12 protein-coding genes are annotated in these 14,828 nt (G+C 61.0%); 7 read left to right on the forward strand and 5 right to left on the reverse strand.

Going from position 1 to position 14,828, the window contains the following annotated elements; translation table 11 throughout:
- Positions 1-234: 234 nt before the first annotated feature.
- Together ACM64M_RS00005 and ACM64M_RS00010 are read right to left on the reverse strand one after the other, a co-directional pair.
- Positions 235-1,311, reverse strand: coding sequence for a substrate-binding domain-containing protein (locus ACM64M_RS00005; protein ID WP_416226591.1), 1,077 nt, complete (start codon positions 1,309-1,311; stop codon positions 235-237).
- A gap of 50 nt (positions 1,312-1,361) precedes the next feature.
- Positions 1,362-2,423, reverse strand: a complete 1,062-nt coding sequence (locus ACM64M_RS00010) for a substrate-binding domain-containing protein (RefSeq protein ID WP_416226592.1) — start codon at positions 2,421-2,423, stop codon at positions 1,362-1,364.
- A 241-nt stretch (positions 2,424-2,664) separates the two neighbouring features.
- Here ACM64M_RS00010 and ACM64M_RS00015 point away from each other — a divergent pair, with 241 nt between their 5' ends.
- On the forward strand, positions 2,665-4,374 hold the full coding sequence (locus ACM64M_RS00015) for a diguanylate cyclase domain-containing protein (protein ID WP_416226593.1): 1,710 nt from the start codon (positions 2,665-2,667) through the stop codon (positions 4,372-4,374).
- Positions 4,375-4,381: 7 nt separating this feature from the next.
- Here the strand turns inward: ACM64M_RS00015 and ACM64M_RS00020 are convergent, their stop codons facing one another.
- Both ACM64M_RS00020 and ACM64M_RS00025 read right to left on the reverse strand, forming a co-directional pair.
- Positions 4,382-4,783 carry an acyl-CoA thioesterase gene (locus ACM64M_RS00020; RefSeq protein ID WP_416226594.1) on the reverse strand — a complete coding sequence of 134 codons (402 nt, stop codon included), beginning with the start codon at positions 4,781-4,783 and terminating at the stop codon, positions 4,382-4,384.
- Positions 4,780-6,891: a S9 family peptidase gene (locus tag ACM64M_RS00025; protein WP_416226595.1), complete on the reverse strand. Its 2,112-nt coding sequence runs from the start codon at positions 6,889-6,891 to the stop codon at positions 4,780-4,782. The genes ACM64M_RS00020 and ACM64M_RS00025 overlap by 4 nt, the downstream gene beginning before the upstream one ends.
- Positions 6,892-7,131: 240 nt before the next feature.
- Between ACM64M_RS00025 and ACM64M_RS00030 the strand changes: the two genes are divergently transcribed.
- The 6 genes from ACM64M_RS00030 (at position 7,132) to ACM64M_RS00055 (ending at position 13,091) form a co-directional block, all read left to right on the forward strand.
- Complete coding sequence (locus ACM64M_RS00030) at positions 7,132-8,949, forward strand: aminopeptidase P family protein (protein WP_416226596.1); 1,818 nt, start codon at positions 7,132-7,134, stop codon at positions 8,947-8,949.
- A gap of 84 nt (positions 8,950-9,033) precedes the next feature.
- A complete protein-coding gene (locus ACM64M_RS00035) occupies positions 9,034-9,417 on the forward strand; it encodes a VOC family protein (RefSeq protein ID WP_416226597.1) in 384 nt (127 codons plus the stop codon).
- Positions 9,414-9,815, forward strand: coding sequence for a cupin (locus ACM64M_RS00040; protein ID WP_416226598.1), 402 nt, complete (start codon positions 9,414-9,416; stop codon positions 9,813-9,815). The genes ACM64M_RS00035 and ACM64M_RS00040 overlap by 4 nt, the downstream gene beginning before the upstream one ends.
- A gap of 332 nt (positions 9,816-10,147) precedes the next feature.
- The gene (locus tag ACM64M_RS00045; protein ID WP_416226599.1) at positions 10,148-10,750 is read left to right on the forward strand and encodes a hypothetical protein; all 603 of its coding nucleotides are present in this window, start codon (positions 10,148-10,150) and stop codon (positions 10,748-10,750) included.
- Between the two features lie 107 nt (positions 10,751-10,857).
- A complete protein-coding gene (locus ACM64M_RS00050) occupies positions 10,858-11,622 on the forward strand; it encodes a response regulator (protein WP_416226600.1) in 765 nt (254 codons plus the stop codon).
- Complete coding sequence (locus tag ACM64M_RS00055) at positions 11,619-13,091, forward strand: ATP-binding protein (RefSeq protein ID WP_416226601.1); 1,473 nt, start codon at positions 11,619-11,621, stop codon at positions 13,089-13,091. Before ACM64M_RS00050 ends, ACM64M_RS00055 begins: the two co-directional genes overlap by 4 nt.
- 39 nt (positions 13,092-13,130) lie before the next feature.
- On the opposite strand, the gene ACM64M_RS00060 is transcribed toward ACM64M_RS00055, so the two are convergent.
- Entirely contained in the window at positions 13,131-14,705 is a 1,575-nt protein-coding gene (locus ACM64M_RS00060) for a helicase HerA-like domain-containing protein (RefSeq protein ID WP_416226602.1), read from the reverse strand.
- Between the last annotated feature and the right edge of the window lie 123 nt (positions 14,706-14,828).

A 14,828-nucleotide genomic window follows, 5' to 3' on the forward strand; every position in this document is an offset into this window, starting at 1 on the left:
GCCTGGACCGGCCCAGCGGATGACAGCCCCGGCGACCTAAATGCAGGTCAGTCATTTGGTGCTGCTCCACCTCCTCCCCCCCCCCCCCCCCCCCCACCACCCCCCCCCCCCCCCCGTGGCCCCCCCCCCACCCCGGGGGGCCCCCCCCCCACCCGGGCCCCCCGCCCCATTGGCTCAATCAGTCAGGCAGCTTCGCCTGAGACAAACTTCAACCCAAAAGCTTTGACGCTGAAGTTACTCGGCCAGAGCTTCGCTCGTCAAAGGTGTCCGACCCTCAATCACCGCCGCGCTCGCCGCCTGCTGTTCTTCGGTCGCTGGGATAAGACCAATTGCCGCCAAAGGACCGCCCGCGCTCCAGCTTTGCGTCCATTGGGCGAGGTAATCCTCAAGACCCGGCGTGACCCCGAAATGTGCAGTCTTGACGTAGATATAGAGCCCACGCGACGCCGGATAGCTGCCATCGGCGATGTTCTCTGCGGTCGGGGCGACACCGTTAACGGTCAAGCCGCGCACGCTGTCGGCGTTTGCTTCGAGATAGGAATAGCCGAATATGCCAACTGCGCGCGGATTGTTGGCAACCTTGCGCACAATCAGATCGTCCTGTTCGCCCTGATCAAGATAGGCTTGATCGCTGCGCAGGGCATGGCAATTGCGGGCAAACGCCGCTGCGTCGCTTTCTTCTAGCGCAGCCATCGCCCCATTGGTGCGGCATACCGGCGTCATCACCAGATCGAGCAAGGCGTCGCGCGTGCCCGATGTCGCTGGTGGCCCGTAAACAAGGATCGGCTCGTTTGGCAGGCTGGCATCGACATCGGCCCAATTGGCTGAAGTTTGCTCTTCACCAAACGGGTTCGCGGCCAGCGCGCGGTAGACGATGCCGGGCGTCAGATCCAGCTCGATCCCTTCGTCCAGCGCCGAGACAAAGACGATGCCGTCGCGCCCGACCTTGATTTCCATGATCCCCGAAACACCATTGGTTCCGCAGCGATTGAATTCGGTTACCGTCATCCGGCGCGAGGCATTGACGATATCGGCGGTTGCTGGACCTTCTCCTGCGCAGAATTCCTCGATTCCTTCGCCTGATCCGGTGGAAACGATGACCGGCGCTGCAGCGCCTTCGTTGGCTGCGACGTAATCTTCGGCCACTTTCTGAGCAAAGGGATAGACGGTGGATGAGCCCACGATCGAGATCGCTTCCGGACCGCTTTCCGCCTCACCGCCGCATGCCGCGAGCAGCGCCAACATGGCGACCGGCGCGCCGGCAAGCAGCGCGCGAGATTTGATGATTGCGGAACAGCGGGGGGTAGTCATGATTTGCTCCAATTCAAACAGTTGTGAAGGTTCGGGCCAGTTGCGGCCAGTTATTCAGCAGCCTTTTCGCCTGTCAGGTCAGCGCGGGTCATTGTGATTAACTCGCTCACGCGGCGGGCGTTCAAGGCCATCGCATCCGGCGGTGATGCGACCATGCCGATCGCTGCCAGCGAACCACCTGCGGCCCAGCTGTTCACCCATTCCTGCAAATACAGATCAATGCCCGGGATCGCGCGCATATGCGCTTTCTTGACATAGACATAAAGCGGGCGAGCGCCGGGATAGGCAAAGCTCGAAATATTTTCATAGGTCGGATCGACGCCGTTCATCGGCAGGCCTTGCACCTTGTCGTCGTTTTCTTCGAGATAGGAAAAGCCGAAAACGCCGACCGAGCGCGGATTGCTCTCGATCTTCTGGACGATCAGATTGTCCTGCTCGCCCTGATCGACATAGGACCCGTCGGACCGTACTTCGGTGCAAATCTGTTGATGACGGTCGCTGTCCGTTTCCTTGAGTGCCGCCATTTCAGGATTGGTGTCGCAGCCAACCTCTAGCACCAGTTCCTTGAGCGCATCGCGGGTGCCCGATGTGCTGGGCGGGCCGTACACCAGGATCGGCTCATCCGGCAAAGCAGGATCAACATCGGCCCAAGTTTGCGCGGTCTGTTCACGGCCATAGGGCTTCGCTGCAAGCGCTTCATAAACCGTCTTGGGCGACAAATTGAGCATGATCCCGCCGCTCGCCGATGCAAAGGCGATCCCATCAAGTCCGACCTGCAACTCGATGATTTCGGTCACGCCATTGGCCTGACATTTGTCAAACTCGCTGACCTTCATCCGGCGCGAGGCGTTGGCCATATCCGGCGTGTCGGCGCCGACACCCTGACAAAAGAGCTGAATTCCGCCCCCTGTGCCGGTCGACTCGATCAAGGGCGACTTGTATTCAGGGTTCGACCGGGAAAAACTTTCGGCAACCTGTTTGGCGAACGGGTAAACGGTTGAAGACCCGACGGCCCGGATAGAATCGCGCGCGCCGCCCGCGCCGCTGTCGCACCCGGACAGCGCAATTGCTGCGAGCCCGCAAAAGCCAAGAAGAAATTTGCCGCGTGCCATGAAACCCTCGTGATTGTCCAAGGAAGTCCGCTAGGCCGCCTCTGTGACAGCGGCGTGACGCTGTTTCGCGGGGTGGAACGTTGCTGCATGGTACGACCATACAGGCGATCACCGAACCGCCTGCTACCTTGCTTCCAAATAGCTGCAATTGCGTAACTTTCCCGGCACTGCCGCAGGCTCGATTTAAGAGGATCGTAAGAAGCAGCAGGCTATTGGTCGGCCTGTGAACTTGCGGCCCATCTTGACCTTGCTGATTTCGCTGTTCGGCGTGGGCGCGGCAATGCTGTCTGCGCCGGTTATCGCCAGCACGAATCCGGTCCCGAATTGCATCGCAAAGGTCCCCGATCAGATAACTCTGGTCGAGACCGGATCTGCCAGTTTGGATTGGCGCTGCGACGGGTCAGTTCCCAAGCTCGGGCCGGGCCGAATTGCGGTGCGTTTGGTGCCCACGGACGATACCGCAGCCTATCTCGAAACCCGCACCGGCTATCTGCATTCGCTCAGCGTGATCGCCTTTCGTGGTGCGCGGGCACTTGCCGGGGTGACTTATCCCGCAAGCACATTGAAATCGGGCACGGCGGAGGTGTCCTTTGCCGCCCGATTGCCCGATACCAATCAGCGCGCTGACAGCTATATCGCCGTGTTCGAAGGTGCCGAGTTTCCAACAACGATCGGCCACGCGCAGCTTGTCTCAAAACCCGTAAGCGAGCGTCTGGATGCCGAATGGCAGCGCGTCACATTGGCCATGTTCGTGGGCTTTCTACTATTGCCCGTGATCCTTAATCTGGGGTTTTTCCGGGCATTGCGCGCCGAGTTTCTGCTCTGGCATGCGCTGCTGGCTTTTTCGATGGCAGCCCACCTGATGACCAGCGGCCTGATTGCGGTTTACTGGCCGATCGATATCATTGCCATGACCGATCTTGCGATCAGCACATTCGGACTTGTCGTTATCGCTGCGATCATGTTTGCCACCCGGCTGGTGGAAACGGATCGCCAATCGCACAGATTGCGGCGACTACTCGAATATTCGGTGATATCAATAATCCTGATTACGGTCCTGCGCATGGCGCGGATCGATGCATTTGAGCCCTATTCGGCCAAGGTCTATTTCGCTTCGTTCCTGCCGGTCCTGATCCTGATGGTGTGGTTCGTCATCGACGCCGCGCGCAGGGGGAGCCGCGCGGTGTGGTTTCAGATCATCGCTTGGGTCCCGTTTCTCGTGCTGGCCTTGCTGCGGATCGGCAGCATGTTGGGAACCGATGCCGGCTATCTCGAAGCGCCGTGGCTATTTCGCGTGGGAACGGTGACCGAGGTTATTTTTACCGCATTGGGCGTGGTCGACCGGGTGATGGCATTGAAGCGCGAACGCGACATCGCCCAGGCGCAGGCATACAATTTGATCCAGATCAGCGAGCAAGACTCATTGACTGGCCTGCCCAATCGGCGAATGCTCGAAAGCCGTTTTGATGATTTGCGCGAACAGGGCTTCGATACATTTGCGCTGCTTGATCTCGACAAGTTCAAGGATATCAATGATCTTTTCGGGCATCAGGTCGGAGATCAGGCGCTTATCGCCTGCGCTTCAGCGATCCGGGGAGGTAGTGACCGCGACACTATTGCGGTGCGACTGGGAGGTGAGGAATTTGTAGTCCTCGCTCGAGGCAAGCGCAGCGTCGAGCGGGTTGAGGCGCTGCGTCAGGCGATCCCGCTGCGGATTGCGGGCGCGGTCAAAGGGCTGGACCGACCCGTTACAGCCAGCATGGGCGTGGTTGAACTGCCGCGCGCCTCGCGCGGTCTAATGACCTTTGAGGACCTCTATTCGCGCGCCGACCAATTGCTTTACGAAGCAAAATCGTCGGGCCGTAACCGCATGTATTTCGAACGGTTGAGCGTCTTTGAAAAGGCGCCGAAAATACGTTCAGGGATGCGCGATAAGGAACAAGCAGCCTGAACCAGCCCTAGGCATGGAAGGGCGCAAGCACTTCGGGTCGCACCCGCGCCAACCGCCCGCTGGCACGGTCAATCATCGCCCAAAAGGTTGATGCGCTGACCAGCTGTTTGCCGCTTTCATCGGTGAATTCGACGCGGCGCAATGACTTCGCGCCCTGCGCCGGGCCATCAATCCAGGTGGTCGCAGTGACCGTCTCGCCATTGGCGATATTGCCGCGATAATCGATCTCGTGCCGCACCACGACCCAGAAGAACGCGGCGCGATCTTGTGGGCGCGCCACACTCTCCCAATGCGCGGTCGCCATGTCCTGAATCCACTGCACCCACACGGTGTTGTTCACATGGCCAAGCTGATCGATATGCCCGGGCTCGGCAGTGTAGGTTCGGGTGAAGCGGTTCGGCTCGCTCATTTTTCCCCGGTCATCCCCATCTGCCACAGGATGAAGGCGAATTCCTCCGCCGTTTCCTTGAGGCTGTTCCAGCGCCCCGACTGACCGCCATGGCCTGCGCCCATGTTGGTCTTCATCAGCAGTACATTGTCGTCAGTCTTCATGTTGCGCAGGCGCGCGACCCATTTGGCCGGTTCCCAATAGGTGACGCGCGGATCGTTTAGCCCTGCGGTCACCAACATCGGCGGGTAATCCTGCGCCTTCACCTGATCGTAGGGGCTATAGCTGAGGATATAGGCAAAGGCCGCCTTGTCCGTAATCGGATTGCCCCATTCCTGCCATTCGCCCGGCGTGAGCGGCAGTTTCTCGTTGAGCATGGTGTTCAGCACATCGACAAACGGCACCGCCGCGACAATCGCGCCATATTGCTTGGGGTCCTGATTGACGATCGCGCCCATCAACTCGCCCCCCGCCGAACCGCCGCTGGCGGTTACCATGCCCTCAGCAGTGTATCCTTGCGCGATCAAGCCGCGCCCTACATCGACAAAATCGTTGAAAGTGTTGGCGCGTTCAAACAGCTTGCCTTGCAGATACCAGCGCCGCCCCAGATCATCGCCGCCGCGGATATGTGCGATGGCATAGGCAAAGCCGCGATCAACCAGAGAGAGCCGCGTGGTCGAAAACCCCGGCGGGACGGCATAGCCATAGGCCCCGTAGGCATAAAGATGCAGCGGCCCCGGCCCTTCGATGCCTTGCGCCGCAAGGATTTCTGCGCGGTCCTTGCGCATCACCACGCTGACCGGAACCATTGTCCCATCGCGCGCCTGCACCGTCAGCCGCTCGGTGGTGTAGAGCGCAGCATCGTAACCGCTGGGAATTTCCTGCTGCTTGAGCAGTTCGAGCGATCCGCCCGCGACATCGTAGTCATAGACCGATTCGGGTGTGACCATGCTTTCATAGGAAAGCCGCAGTTTGGTCTGCGCATATTCGGGATTGTTCGACAATCCGGCGGTGTAGCTGGTTTCGGGAAAGGCAATCGGCTTTGCCGCTGTGGGTGCGTCGTAGCTGCGGATCTGCAACTGATCGAGACCGCCAAGGCGACCTTCGGTGACGAAGAACTGTTCGAACAGGTCGAAATCGGTGAGGTAGAATTCATCCGATCCGGCAATCACCGTCTGCCAGTCGCCGGGCGTTGCTAGGTCCGCCTTCGCGAGCCGGAAATTGATGTGATCATCATTGGTCCAAACCCAGACTTCGCCTTCTCGGATATCGACGCTGTATTCCACCCCTCTGCGCCGCTCCTTCACCAGCGTCAGCGGCGCGGTGGGGTTGGCGGCGGAGACAATGCGCACTTCGCTTGTCTCATTGTCGCCGGTGGAGATGATGAGGTAATCCTCCTGCGCCGATAGCCCCGCGCCCACACCAAAGCTTTCGTCCTCCTCCTTATAGAGAACAACATCTTCCTCCACGCTCGTGCCCAGCACATGCAGCCGGGCCTCCAGCGTGCGCCATTCCTCGGTCGAGGGGCCATAGACAAGCGCGGTGTCGCCCGCGACCCAGACCAGATCGCTGCGCAGATTGGGGATTTCATCGGCGAGCAGTTCGCCCGTCTGCAAATCCTTGATCCGAGCGGTATAACGTTCCGCACCGCTGGTATCGGTGGAATAGGCCATCAAACGCCCATTCTGGCTGATCGAAAGCGCGCCAAGGCTGAAATATTCATGCCCATCCGCCAGCGCATTTTCGTCCATGATCAGCTGGGCATCGCCGCCTGCCACGGGCTTGCGGTAATGTTTGCGGTATTGCGCGCCTTCTTCGAATTCGGACCAGTAGAGATAGTCGCCCATGCGCTGCGGCACGGTGCTGTCGTCCTCCTTGATCCGGCTTCGCATTTCGGTGAAGAGCGCTTCGGTCAGTTCGGCCTGCGGAGCCATCTGCGCCTCGAAATACGCATTCTCCGCCTTCACGTAATCGAGCACGTCCTCGTCATCGACGGTGGGATAGGATTTGTCGTAAAGCCAATCATAGGGATCGCTGATGGTAATCCCGTGGTGGGTGTAGCTGTGTTCGCGCTGTTCTGCGATGGGCGGTGAAGTTGGGGTTGGCGTCGTGGTCGCGCTATCGGGCACTGGGCTGTTTCCCTATTGGGTATCGGCGGATGCCGCGCCGGCAGTCATAATCGCAAGCGCAACAGCGCAAACCAAGACAGCCCTGTTCAGAACAGGTGATCGGGTTTTCATCACGGCGAGAATTTCCTTGGGCATTGCGGCTCGGGTGGAAAGCCGCGGGCAAGCGGCCTATGTGAGGGTTTCTAACCATAGATCCTTGCGCGGCAAGAGCATGCGCGAAGCAATCCGGGGAACGACGAAATGCTGATGCAAACCCACCAAGCCCGCCTCAAAGCCTTGCGCGAAGAATTGAAGCGCCGCGATCTGGACGGCTTCATCATCCCGATCTCCGATGAACACATGAGCGAATATGTCGGCGAATATGCGCAGCGGCTGAACTGGCTCACCGGATTTGGCGGGTCGGCCGGGTTTGCCGCGGTCACGCTCAATCATGCGGCGATATTCGTCGATGGGCGCTACACCGTTCAGGTGCGCGATCAGGTCGACGAAAGCCTGTTCGAATATCGCAGCATTCCCGGCGATCGTCTGGGCGACTGGCTGGTCGAGGTCTGCGAAGCCGGAGCAAAGATCGCCTACGATCCTTGGCTCCACACATGGAGCTGGGTCGAAGGGCTGGAAAAGATCGTCGAAGCAGGCCGGATTACGATGGTTCCAGCGGGCAGCAACCCGATCGACGCCGTGTGGGCCGATCAGCCAGAGCCCTCCGACGCGCAGGCGGTCGTCCACGCCGAAGACCTCGCCGGCCGACCATCGGCGGACAAACGCGCGGCGGTGGCCGACTGGCTTACCGATCAGGGGCTGGACGCGGTGGTGATCCCGGCACTCGATTCGATTGCCTGGCTACTCAATATCAGGGGTAGTGACGTGGCACACACTCCGGTCGCGCTGTCTTACGTGATCGCGCATAGCGACGGGCATGCGGAATTGTTCATTGCGCCCGGGAAAGTCACACCCGAGCTGGTGCAGCATCTTGGCAATGCCGTGACCGTGCGTCCGCGCGCTGAATTCGCCCCGGCACTGGCAGGCGAGCTTGCGGGTAAGCGAGTCAGCGTCGATCCCGATTTCGGCGTGGTCGGCATTGCGCAGGCGCTGCGCGCGGGCGGCGCGAAATTCACCTTCAAACAGGACCCGACGATCCTTGCCAAAGCGGTCAAGAACCCCGCCGAGGTGCAGGGGCACCGCGACGCGCAGGCGCGCGATGGGGCAGCGGTCAGCCGGTTCCTGCGCTGGCTCGAAGTAACCGCACCCGCGGGCGAGATCGACGAACTCACCGCCGCAGCAAAACTCGAAGGCTTCCGCCGCGAACACGGCGACCTGCGCGACACCAGCTTCGACACGATTTCCGCCGCCGCCGGACACGCCGCGCTGCCGCATTACAAGGTCGATGAGGAAAGCAACATTCCGATTCCGCCCGGTTCGATCTATCTGGTGGATTCGGGCGGCCAGTATCCCGCCGGGACCACTGATATCACCCGCACCGTGTGGATCGACACGCCCGCAGGCAGCGAACCAACAGCGGAAATGAAGGACCGCTTCACCCGCGTGCTGAAAGGTCACATCCAGATCGACCGCGCGGTGTTCCCGGAAGGCACTTGCGGCGGCCAGATCGACATCTTGGCGCGGCAATATCTGTGGGAAGCCGGGGTCGATTACGCCCACGGCACCGGCCACGGGGTCGGCAGTTTCCTAGGCGTCCACGAAGGCCCGCAACGCATTGCCAAGCCCGGCGGCGGGCAGGCCGGAACTGCGCAGGAATTGCTGGCAGGCATGATCCTGTCGAACGAACCGGGCTATTACAAACCGGGTGCATTCGGGATCCGGATCGAAAATCTCGTGCTGACAGTCGAACGCGAGATTGACGGCGCAGAGGGCCACTCTCTCGGTTTTGACTGCCTTACATTCGTGCCGATTGATCGCCGCCTGATCGACCGCGACCTTCTGACAGACAGCGAGATCGCATGGCTTGATGCTTATCACGCAAAGGTTCGGGCGATTGTCGCTCCGCAACTTTCAAGTGATGACCTCGCGTGGCTGGAGGCGCAGACTGCGGCGCTCTGACGGGCGATTGCACCGAAACAGATGTTCTAGTATTGTTCTCATATTCCGAGTCGCACAGGCGACTGCGGCAAAGGGAGAATGAACATGATCGGCTATGTAACTTTGGGTACCAATGATCTGCCTCGTGCGGCGGCATTCTATGACGAGATCGCCAAACATTTCGGCGTGGGTCGGATGATGGATTTCGACAGTTTTGTGGCCTGGGGTGAAATGGGCGGGCCAGCCGGAGTAGCCGCAACCAAACCGTTCGATGGTAATCCGGCGAGCGTGGGCAATGGCACCATGGTCGCGCTGCAAGTGGACAGTCCGGAAAAGGTGCAAGCCGTCTATGACACGGCATTGGCGCATGGCGGCAGCGACGAAGGCGCGCCGGGTCCGCGCGGCGATGACGGCTTTTACGCTGGCTATTTCCGCGACCCAGATGGCAACAAGCTCAATGTTTTCTGCATGACTGCGCCTTCTGCATGACCGCGCGGCTGGAGGAGTCATTCATCCATCTCGGGCTTGGCGCGTCGGCGGTTCCCCAGCCGCCGTTTACCGGGTTCGATTGGTACGAAGCCTATGGTGCAAGACACGGCGATGACGGGGCAGAGGGACGACTGGTCTCGCAGTATACTTTCACCGATGACTGGCCGTCCTGGGAGATGCATCCCATGGGCGCCGAAGTGGTGATCTGCACCCAGGGCGCAATGCTGCTGCATCAGGAATTTCCCGACGGATCGCTTGCTCAGGTGACGCTGAAGGCCGGGGAATACGCCATTAACCCGCCCGGCGTCTGGCACATCGCCGATATCGCCGCACAGGCGACCGCGATCTTTATCACCGCTGGCGAAGGCACGCAGCACCGCCCACGCCAAACGGGTTGAGACCGCCCCACCTTACGCGCCGATGGACCGCTGCGGCGTTGGCCTTTCGCCATCATGAACACACCGCGTTGCGCGATACAAGCCGCGACAATGTCGCAGGGTTTCGGCATAAACCTGCGACATTGACCCTTTAGACAATGCTTCATGAGTTGCGGTGAGGTTGGCGTCTGGCACCCTCACTCCCCTGATGCGGTGGCCAAGATGGCGCTGCGAGCACTGCTCGCTGCTGCCCTTCTCCGGGTCGCACCGGATACGCCTTGCCGCAACTCTTCAAGAGCCCTGGACCTGACGACAGCAAATCTGGCGATCAGGCAAATTGGAAAGGATTTCGCATGCGCAAACTTACAACTTCACTTTCGGCAACGGCGCTTGCATTGACGCTTGCGCTTGGCGGCGCGGGCGCATCGCTCGCCCAGCATCATGGCGGGGAACGTAGCGACGCCGATGCCAATGGCGACGGCGTCATCTCGCTTGCCGAGACCAAGGCCAAAGCGGCCGAGCGTTTCGCCAAGATGGATGCCAATTCCGATGGTCAGATTTCAGCCGAAGACCGCGAGGCTCGGCGCGCGGAACGCTTTGCCCGCACCGACGCCGATGGCAATGGCGAATTGAGCCAGGCCGAATTGGCCGCCGCCCGCGAAGCGCGCAGCGCAGCCCACGAAGCGCGGCAGGCCAGTGAACGCGGTGAACGCAGAGCACGCGGCGGCGAAAGGCGCGGTGAACGAGGCGGCCGGGACCGAGGAATGCGGATGCTGCAAGCCGCCGACACCAATCAGGATCGCGCCATCAGCAAGGCCGAATATGATGCAGCTGTCGAAGCCCGCTTTGCCCGTGTTGATACCGATGGCTCCGGAACAATCACCGCCGAAGAACGCTCAGCGGCGCGCACTGCAATGCGCGCAGAGCGGCGCGAACGCGGCAATCGCAGCGAGTAATTGAACCTGGTAAATGCGTGACGCATCACGCCCCGTTTGCTCACGACTTTACCAATCGCCGGTCCGGTCTGCGCCCGAATGGGTTGCATGCCGGGCCGGCACCTTTCATGACCACCGTTCCCATGGATGAAATCGCTCCCAAAACCACAATCCTGCTGGTCGATGATGAAGCGACCTTGCGCGAACCGCTGGCTGAATATCTTGCTGGCCAGGGGTTCGCGGTCAAAGACGTGAACAGCGCCGCCGCCGCGCGCTCGGCGCTAACTGCGATGACGCCCGATATCGTCCTGCTCGACATCATGATGCCCGGCGAAGACGGTCTGGCGCTGTGCCGCCATCTGGTGGAAACGCGGCAATTGCCGGTGATTTTCCTGACCGCGCGCGGCGAGCCAACCGACCGGATAGTGGGGTTGGAACTGGGCGCAGACGATTACATCGTCAAACCGTTCGAACCCCGCGAACTCGTCGCCCGCATCCGCACCGTGCTGCGCCGGGTCGGGCGTGGCAGCGCACCGCAGGCGCAGGCCGAGGATTGGCTATATAGTTTTGAAGGCTGGCTGCTTGATCCGCTCAAACGCAAATTGATCGATCCAGAAGGCGTGACCGTGCCGATTTCCACCGCAGAATTTCGGCTGCTCAGGGCTTTTCTCGATCATCCCCTCCAGGTGCTCGACCGCGACCGGCTGCTCGATATGGTACAAGGCCGCACCGCGCATCTGTTCGACCGCGCGGTTGACAATCAGGTCAGCCGCCTGCGCCGCAAGATTGAGCCGGATTCCGGCGATCCGCATTTCATTCAGACAGTGCGCGGCGGCGGCTATCGCTTTGCTGCTGTGGTAAAGCGCACCCCGCCGCGACCGGATGGCGCGTGAAGCGATTGTTCCCAACCAGCCTGCTTGGACAGGTCATGGTCAGCGTAGCGCTGACATTGCTGGTCGCGCAAATTGTCTCGGTCGTGTTGCTGGCGCGTGCAGCAGAGGACCGCCGCGAAACCGCGATCCTGACAGCGGCGGCATTTCAACTTGTCAACGGAGCAGAGCGGGCTGAACGGCGGGAAAGCCGGGCAGAGCTGCGCCGCGACGAAGCCAGACGCGCGCGCGATGCCGGGAACCGTGAGCGGCGGATATTGCGGGGCAACCGCGAGGCTGCGAAAGGAGGCCGGTTGCCGCTGCAATTGCGCTATATCGTGTCTCCAAATGCCCCGCTTCCGGACGCGCAAGCCGGCCCCGAAGGAGCGCGCGAGGAACGTTTACGCGCGGCTCTGGCGCTGGAGGGCATAGAACCGTATCGCGTCGCGGTCGCCGTGCGCCGCGCCGGAGAAGATCCCGAGCTGCTGGAGTTTGCGCGCACCCGCCCGCGTTATCAGGACCGCGACGATTGGCGCGAACGGCGGCTGTTCATCGCAGCCATCCAGCGCGATCCCAACGGGCCGTGGGAGGCGGCGCGCATTCTCGAACCCGTATCGCCCAAAGCCGCGCTGGGCGTGTTGCTGTTTCAGACCTTGCTGACCTTTGCGTTTCTCATCGTGATCCTGTTTTTTGTCCTGCGCAGGATCACCCGTCCGCTAGCGCGGCTTACCGAAAGGGTTGGCGATTTTTCCCGTCAGCCGGACCGCGCCGTCCTGCTAGAGGAAACCGGCCCATCCGATACCCGCAGGTTGATCGCGGCGCATAACACGATGGAGACGCGGATCGCCGCGCTGCTCGATGAAAAGAACGTGATGCTGGGCGCAATCGGGCACGATCTCAAAACCCCGCTCGCGGCGCTGCGGGTGCGGATCGAAAGTGTGCCCGACGAAGCACAGCGCAGCAAGATGGCCGCCAGTATTGAAGACATCACCGCAACGCTCGATGATATTCTGGCGCTGGCGCGGGTCGGGCATGTCGGCAGGCAGGGGGTTGAGCCTGTCGCCATCAACGCACTGGCGCTGAGCGTGGTAGAGGAATTTGAGGATCTGGGTGAGCCTGTCTCCATGATCGAGGCGGCTGAAAACCCCCGCAAACTTGTCGCACGGGTGCAGGAGACCTGGCTCAAACGCGCCTTGCGCAATCTGGTGTCCAACGCGGTGCGATACGGCGAGGCCGCAGAAATATCGGTGCTACAGGACAACGGCATGGCGGTGCTGCGGGTCGAGGATCGCGGCCCCGGCATTGCGCCCGATCAGATCGCGGCGATGATGGAGCCCTTCACCAGAGGCGAGGCATCGCGCAACCGCGCCACAGGCGGCGCTGGTCTTGGGCTGACACTGGCCCGCGCGATCGCACAGCAGCATGGCGGCGAGTTGGTGCTGACCAATCGCAGCGAAGGCGGGCTGCGCGCCGAACTCAGATTGCCGCTATGACCCCACCTGCGGTTGCGGCTGAGACTGCGCCTTGCCGAGCTAGCGCATCAACCCGCCAATCAGATTGCGCACGAACCGCCCGGCAATCGGCCCGGCCAGATCGGTTGCAATCGACCCCGCCGCCGATGTGATGCCAGAGGCGACCGGATTGGAGCGGCTTTTCTTGCCCAGTATCGTGGCCGCCGCCGCGCCCGCCATTCCTCCGGCGGCAACCTGAGTTCCGCGTGAGATGGCTTTTTCCCACATCGAGGTGGTTTTGCGAGGGCGGCTGCGGACCGCCTCTTCGCCCTGTTCAGCAACTTCGACAGCGGTGTCGGCGGCGTCCTGCGCCTTGGCAAGCAGCACTTCCTCGGCGCTTTCGCGGTCGACCGCCTCATCATACTTGCCGTCGAACGGGCTGACCGACTGGATGATCGCGCGCTCTTTGGGCGTGACCGGGCCAAGCCGTGATCGCGGCGGCTTAATCAGCGTGCGCTGCACCACGGTGGGCGCACCGTCTTCATCAAGCGTCGAGACCAGCGCCTCTCCCACTTTCAATTCGGTAATCACCGACTCTGTGTCCATGTCGGTGTTGATGCGAAAGGTTTCCGCCGCCGCCTTGATCGCGCGCTGATCGCGTTTGGTAAAGGCGCGCAAGGCGTGCTGGACCCGATTGCCAAGCTGGCCCGCCACCTCTTCGGGAATATCGATCGGGTTCTGGGTTACGAAAAACACCCCGACGCCCTTTGACCGGATCAGGCGAACGACCTGTTCGATCTTGTCCTGCAAGGCTTTGGGCGCGTCGTCGAACAGCAGATGCGCCTCGTCAAAGAAGAACACCAGCCGGGGCTTTTCCGGGTCACCCACTTCGGGCAGGCTTTCAAACAATTCAGCCAGCAGCCACAACAGAAACGTCGCATACAATTTCGGGCTGCGCATCAAAGTGTCAGCGGCGAGCACATTGACATAGCCGCGGCCATTCTCGTCCGCTTTCAAAAAGTCGTCGATTTCCAGCGCTGGCTCACCAAAGAAATTGGCCGCCCCTTGCGCTTCGAACGATAGCAATTGCCGCTGGATCGCGCCGACCGATTGTTTGGACACATTGCCGTAAACGCCTGAAAGTTCGGCGGCGTTTTCATGCGCCCATTGCAGCATCGCTTGCAGATCACCGAGATCAAGCAGCAGCAGGCCATTTTCATCGGCGTGGCGAAACACGATTTGCAGCACGCCTTCTTGCGTGTCGTTGAGGTCCAGCAGCCGGGCGAGCAGCAGCGGCCCCATTTCGCTGATCGTGGTGCGGATGGGATGCCCTTGCTGTCCGAACAAATCCCAGAAAATCACAGGATTGTCGGAATAAGCGTAATCTTCCATCCCCAATTCCTGCGCGCGCGATTCCAACTTGTCGGCATGTTTGAAAGTCGGCGAACCGGGCATAGCAATGCCGGACAGATCGCCTTTCACATCGGCAACGAAGACCGGCACGCCGTTGGCGGAAAAACTTTCCGCCAGCCCTTGCAGCGTTACAGTCTTACCGGTCCCGGTGGCGCCCGCGATCAATCCGTGGCGATTGGCGCGGCTGAGTGCCAGATTCTGCCGCTCACCATTGCCGCCCAGACCCAGAAAAATGTCGCTCATCGCCGCTGTCACCCCTTTTGCTGCTGTTGGAACGGGGATGTGCAGGGCGCAGGCAGGGCGGTCAAGCCTTGCGCCGATGCAATGCATATCTATCGACTTGGCCGGTCAATCGGCTAAGGCGGG

The sequence above is a fragment of the Qipengyuania sp. ASV99 genome (assembly GCF_047872805.1).
Taxonomy (GTDB): domain Bacteria; phylum Pseudomonadota; class Alphaproteobacteria; order Sphingomonadales; family Sphingomonadaceae; genus Erythrobacter.